We start from the raw sequence: 313 nt of genomic DNA, 5'->3' as shown, positions 1-313 counted from the left end.
CCGGTGCTGTTGCGGGAAGTTCAGAATGAGTTGAAAAAACTGAAACCCAATGATAATCCTTATCCTCCTGATGCTCGAGCCTCCTATACCTTGCGCTACAAGGACGGCACAGAAGAAAAGATATGTATGGGTGAGTATAATTACTTTGGATTCAGGGGGAGAAACTATACCAACAATCGGCTGTTGTATTTGCTGAGAAAAAGCATCGGCTATTATGGAATAGTATGGGAACCTATGATTGATGGTCTTGAAGAGTTGAACGATACTACATTCGAACGAGAACCGGTAGTGGGGAAACACGGCCTCGTTTATT

The 313-nt window shown here is 43.5% G+C and carries 1 protein-coding gene; it reads left to right on the top strand.

The genetic code is table 11. From position 1 onward, the window contains the following. On the top strand, positions 1-313 hold a 313-nt coding region (locus tag NW211_RS14055; protein WP_258328297.1), incomplete at both ends, for a hypothetical protein.

It is taken from the genome of Barnesiella sp. ET7, assembly GCF_024733785.1.
Lineage (GTDB): Bacteria > Bacteroidota > Bacteroidia > Bacteroidales > Barnesiellaceae > Barnesiella > Barnesiella merdigallinarum.
Note: the sequence above shows the minus strand (reverse complement) of the source record. Positions and strands in the feature narration are given on the sequence as shown.